Consider the following 5,166-nt stretch of genomic DNA (forward strand, 5'->3'; position numbering starts at 1 on the left):
GCCATGGTGGCGGCGGTGGGGGCGGTCGCGGTGCGGGTCCGGTCGGCGGAGTCGGCGGTGGCCGACGCGGCGCGGGCCGCCCGCCTGGCGCTGCGCGACCGCCGTACGGTGCTGCTCAACCTGCCGCTGGACGTCCAGGCGCTGCCCGTACGGCAGGCCGCGTCACCGGCGCCCGGCCCTCCGCCCGACGAAGCACCGCCGTGCCCGGACCAGGTCGCCGCGCTGGTGGACGCGCTGGCCGCGGCGCGCCGCCCGGTGTTCGTAGCCGGGCGGGGCGCGCGGCACGCCCGCGACGCCCTGGTCGCGCTGGCCGGCCGGGCCGGGGCGCTGCTGGCCACGTCCGCGGTGGCCAAGGGCCTGTTCCGGGGCGACCCGTGGGACCTCGACGTCAGCGGCGGCTTCGCCTCACCCCTCGCCGCCGAACTGATCCGCGGCGCCGACCTGCTGGTGTCCTGGGGCTGCGGCCTGAACATGTGGACCACCCGGCACGGCGCGCTGATCGGCCCCCGCACGACGGTCGTCCAGGTGGACATCGAGCGGGCCGCGATCGGCCGGCACCGCGGCGTCGATCTCGGCGTCGTGGGCGACGTCCGCGAGACCGCGACGCTCGCCGCCGCCCGCATGCCGGGGGCGCGGCCCGGGTACCGGTCGCCGGGGCTGGCCGAGCGGATCGAGCGGGAGATCCGCTGGCGCGACGTGCCGTACAAGGACGCCCTTGGCGACGGGCGGATCGACCCGCGGACCCTGACGATGGAACTGGACGACGTGCTGCCCCGGGAACGGGTGGTCGCCGTTGATTCAGGAAATTTCATGGGCTATCCGTCGATGTACCTTTCGGTGCCGGACGAGCGGGGATTCTGCTTCACCCAGGCGTTCCAGGCCGTCGGCCTGGGCCTCGCCACGGCGATCGGGGCGGCCCTGGCCCAGCCGCACCGGCTGCCGGTCGCGGCGCTCGGCGACGGCGGCGCGCTGATGGGCCTTTCGGAGCTGGAGACGGTGGTGCGCCTCGGCCTGCCGATGGTGATCGTCGTCTACGACGACGAGGCGTACGGCGCGGAAGTGCACCACTTCGGCCCCGAGGGCCACCCGCTCGACACCGTGACCTTCCCGCCCGCCGACCTGGCCGCCATCGCCCGCGGCCACGGCTGCGCGGGGGTCACCGTACGCGAGCCGGCCGACCTCGCCGCCGTGGCCGAATGGGTGACGGGCCCGCGCGACCGCCCGCTGCTCGTCCACGCGAAGATCGCCTCAGGCCCGGCGGCATGGTGGCTGGAGGAGGCGTTCCGCGGCCACTGAAACCGCTGAAGCCGCTGAAATCGCGGAAACCCCCCAAGGCCCGGCGGGCGGCGACCCGCCGGGCCGTGTCGTTTCGACAAGGAGTGAATCCATCTTGATGAACGTCGAACTACGTCCGCTGCGGGAATCGGATGTGGCGCGTATGGAAGAGGTCCTCTCCTCGCCGGAAGGCACCGGCGAACTCCAGTGGTTCGGCCACCGCAACCTTCAGCACATCAGGGAGAAGGTCGCGGCCGGCGGCTACCTGGGCCCCGACGACGGCGGGCTGATCGTCGAGGCCGACGGCGCCTTCGCCGGCTGGGTGAGCTGGAACAAGCGCTTCTGGGGCCCGCGGGCCACCTCGTGGAGCTGGGAGTTCGGCATTCTGATCATTTCGGCGTTCCGCGGCAAGGGCATCGGGACCGCCGCCCAGCGCGACCTCGTCGGCTATCTGTTCGCGCACACGCCCGTACACCGCATCCAAGCGGGCACGGACGTGAAGAACCTCGCCGAGCAGCGCGTGCTCGAGAAAATCGGATTCCAGCGTGAAGGGGTCATCCGCCGGGCGCAGTGGCGGATGGGAGAATGGCACGACCAGATCCTCTATTCCATTCTTCGTGAAGAATGGAATACGGCCGGGTGAGGAGACCATGTCATCCGGTTCGGCGGGCGGCGGGCCCCGGAGCCCCGGCCGGGGAGGGGCTCCGGCCGGGCCTCGCCGCCCCCGGGTCGATTTGACATCATGTGGTCAGCCGGCCTGTCAAGTATCGCATCTCTAGAGATGCCCGGTTAGGCTCGCCTGGTCGATGCGCTTTTCGCTAGGGAGTAGTGCACATGGGGGTAAAGTACAGCCCGTTCGATTACGCGATCCATGACGACCCGTTTCCGGCCTATGCCAGGCTCCTGGACGAAGCGCCCCTCTACCACAACGAAGAGGACGACTTCTGGGCGCTGAGCAGGCACGCCGACGTGACGGCGGCGCTGGCCGACCACGCCCGCTACTCCAGTTCACACGGCCCGCTGCTGGACCGCCCGCCGTGGGGCCCCGACGCCTCGGCGGCGCTGTCCTTCGTCGCGATGGACCCGCCCAGGCACACGGAGCTGCGCACGCCGGTCTCCCGGGGCTTCACCGCCCGCCGCGTCGCCGCCATGGAGCCGCGCGTCCGTGAGATCGCCCGCCACCACCTCGCGGAGGCGCTGGAGCGCGGCACGTTCGACTTCATCGAGGGCTTCGCCGCCCGCGTGCCCCTCGACGTCGTCTCCGAGCTGGTCGGCGTGCCGGAGTCCGACCGCGACGAGGTGCGCAGGCTGGCCGCCCGCTCGCTGCACCGCGAGGACGGCACCCAGGAGGTCACCGCCGAAGGCCCGGCGGCGGGGGCCGCGCTGCTGGAGTACTACAGCGGGCTGATCGCGCGCCGCCGGGCCGAGCCCGCCGACGACATGATCTCGGTGCTCACCGCGAGCCTGCCCGACGAGCAGATCGTGCCGATCCTGTTCGTCCTGCTGGCGGCCGGCAGCGAGACCACCACCAACCTGCTCGGCCACGCCTGGTACTGGGCCTGGCGGCACCCCGATCAGCGGAAGATCGCCTTCGGCGGTGACGTGCCCGGCTGGATCGAGGAGAGCCTGCGCTACGACCCGCCCGCGGTCGGCGTCGCCCGCCTGCTGACCGAGGACACCGAACTGCACGGCACGCGCGTCTCCGCCGGGTCGCGCATGTGGCTCATCATCGCCGCGGCCAACCGCGACCCGCGCGTCTTTCCCGACCCTGACCGCTACGACCTGAGCAGGGACACCACCGACCTGGTGAGCTTCAGCGGCGGCCGGCACTACTGCATGGGCGCGAGCCTCGGCCGCATGGAGGCGCGGATCGCCCTGGAGGAGCTGGTCGCCGCCGTCGCGGACTACGAGATCGACCCCTCCGGGCTGCGCCGCTCCCACATGGGCAACGTCCGGGGCTTCACCACCCTGCCGACCACGGTGACACCCCGCTGACCCTGCTCACGCCGCCGGGCCGTGTGCCCGCGGATACGTTGCCGTAGGTTACGGTAACTCCATGTCGGAGATCGTGTATCCGCCGGTCATCTTGACGGCGATGACCCTGTTCCGCGCCCTCGACCTCAAGCTGCACATAGAGGGCGCGGACCATGTGCCCCGGCAGGGCGGCGCGGTGCTGGTGAGCAACCACATCAGCTATCTCGACTTCATCTTCGCCGGCATGGGGGCCCGCCGGTCGCGGCGGCTGGTCCGGTTCCTGGCCAAGAAAGAGGTCTTCGACCACCGGATCTCCGGACCGCTGATGCGCGGCATGCACCACATCCCGGTCGATCGCGCGGCGGGCGCGGGCTCCTACGCGGCCTCGCTGCGCGCGCTCAAGGCGGGCGAGGTCGTCGGGGTGTTCGCCGAGGGCACGATCAGCAGGTCGTTCACGGTCAAGGAGATCAAGAACGGCGCGATCAGGATGGCCGCGGCCACCGGCGTGCCGATGATCCCGGTCGGGCTGTGGGGCACCCAGCGGCTGTGGACCAAGGGCCGTCCGCGCAACCTGCTGCAGCGGCACGTCCCCATCACGATCCTGGTCGGCGAGCCCATCCACCCCAAGCGCGGCGACGACATGGCGGCCCGTACCGGCGAGCTGAGCGCCCGGCTGACCGAACTCCTCGACCGCGCCCAGCGCACCTACCCGGAGATTCCGGCAGGGGTCTGGTGGCAGCCCCGCCACCTCGGCGGCAGCGCGCCCACCCCGGAGGAGGCCGCCGCGATGGACGAGGCGGAGGCCGCCAAGTCCGGCGACTGAGCGTGCGACAGGGGTGATCCCTGTTACCCATGGTGCTCGCGTGACAGGATGTGCGGCATGCCGCATGCCCCCGGGACAGGCGACGAGCACGTATGGGTCCCCGCCACCGCCGGTCATGAGCTGGCGCTGGACGGCGACCGGCTGATCTGCCGCGACGGCGACGGCAGGCCGCGCAAGGCGGTGCCCAAGGCGGTCAGGGAGAGCCGGGCCGCCGAGGAGCTGACCGCGTTGCGCGATCACCTCCAGCGGCACGCGGCCGGCTGCCGCGCCGAGGTGGAGCGGTGGATGCTCGGCGCGCGGCCCGTGCCCGCCGGCCTGATGCGCGAGCTGTGGCCCGACCCCGCCTGGCGGGACGCGCTCACCGGCCTGGTGGTGGCGGTGGGCGACCGGGCGGCGCTGCTCACCGGGATCGACGACGCCGGCCGGATCGGCACGGTGAGCCTGGACGGCGAATCCCGCTGCGTCGCGCCCGGCGCCGAGTTGCGGATCGCCCACCCGCTCACCCTCGGCGACCTCGCCGGAGCCCGCGAACTGGCCGCCAAGCTGGGCCTCATCCAGGGCGTACCGCAGCTCGCCCGCACCCTGCACGGCAAGCCGGACGATGTGACCGGGACGGCCTGCCACGCCTACGCCGACGCCGGATTCGCCGAACTCCGCCAGGCCGCGGGGCGCGCGGCCCGGCTCGGGTTCGCCCTGTCCGGCGGGTACGCCACCTGCGCGGTCGCCGAGGGCGGGAAGTGGGTGCGGGCCTGGTTCTGGCTCGGCGCGGGCCCGCCCGAGGCCGCGGCCTGGACCGGCGAACTGATCTGGACCGGCGACCCCGGCGAGCCCATCCCACTGCCCCGCGTCGGGCCCATCGCCTGGTCGGAAGGACTGCGCATGGCCGAACTCCTGCACGCGGGCCGGGTGAGCGATGCCGACTGACCCGCCCAGAGCCCGCACGTACCACCACCCGAACCTCGGCGCCGGCCGAGTCGTCGTCATACCTACGACACAAGCCGACGAGCCGGCCATAGACCACGAAATGGCCACGCTCGGCTTCACCCCACCTCCACCGGCCACACGGCACGAGCCTCGGACGGGCGGGGGTGTGG

General features: G+C 72.7%; 5 protein-coding genes. All 5 read left to right on the plus strand.

Features of this window, described 5'->3' with window-relative positions; genetic code table 11:
• On the plus strand, positions 1–1,296 hold a 1,296-nt coding region (locus C1I98_RS34680), incomplete at its 5' end, for a thiamine pyrophosphate-binding protein (protein WP_111171548.1).
• A 97-nt stretch (positions 1,297–1,393) separates the two neighbouring features.
• Positions 1,394–1,918 carry a GNAT family N-acetyltransferase gene (locus C1I98_RS34685; protein WP_233508436.1) on the plus strand — a complete coding sequence of 175 codons (525 nt, stop codon included), beginning with the start codon at positions 1,394–1,396 and terminating at the stop codon, positions 1,916–1,918.
• Positions 1,919–2,109: 191 nt separating this feature from the next.
• A complete protein-coding gene (locus tag C1I98_RS34690) occupies positions 2,110–3,270 on the plus strand; it encodes a cytochrome P450 (protein WP_111171550.1) in 1,161 nt (386 codons plus the stop codon).
• Between the two features lie 61 nt (positions 3,271–3,331).
• The gene (locus C1I98_RS34695; RefSeq protein ID WP_111171551.1) at positions 3,332–4,072 is read left to right on the plus strand and encodes a lysophospholipid acyltransferase family protein; all 741 of its coding nucleotides are present in this window, start codon (positions 3,332–3,334) and stop codon (positions 4,070–4,072) included.
• A 57-nt stretch (positions 4,073–4,129) separates the two neighbouring features.
• A complete protein-coding gene (locus C1I98_RS34700; RefSeq protein ID WP_158558302.1) occupies positions 4,130–4,996 on the plus strand; it encodes a DUF4132 domain-containing protein in 867 nt (288 codons plus the stop codon).
• Positions 4,997–5,166: the final 170 nt, after the last annotated feature.

This window comes from Spongiactinospora gelatinilytica (assembly GCF_003236385.1).
GTDB lineage: Bacteria > Actinomycetota > Actinomycetes > Streptosporangiales > Streptosporangiaceae > Spongiactinospora > Spongiactinospora gelatinilytica.

Coding starts and splice junctions, on each gene's coding strand:
- C1I98_RS34695 (WP_111171551.1), top strand. CDS start 3,332: ATGTCGGAGATCGTGTATCCGCCGGTCATCTTGACGGCGATGACCCTG.
- C1I98_RS34700 (WP_158558302.1), top strand. CDS start 4,130: ATGCCGCATGCCCCCGGGACAGGCGACGAGCACGTATGGGTCCCCGCC.
- C1I98_RS34685 (WP_233508436.1), top strand. CDS start 1,394: ATGAACGTCGAACTACGTCCGCTGCGGGAATCGGATGTGGCGCGTATG.
- C1I98_RS34690 (WP_111171550.1), top strand. CDS start 2,110: ATGGGGGTAAAGTACAGCCCGTTCGATTACGCGATCCATGACGACCCG.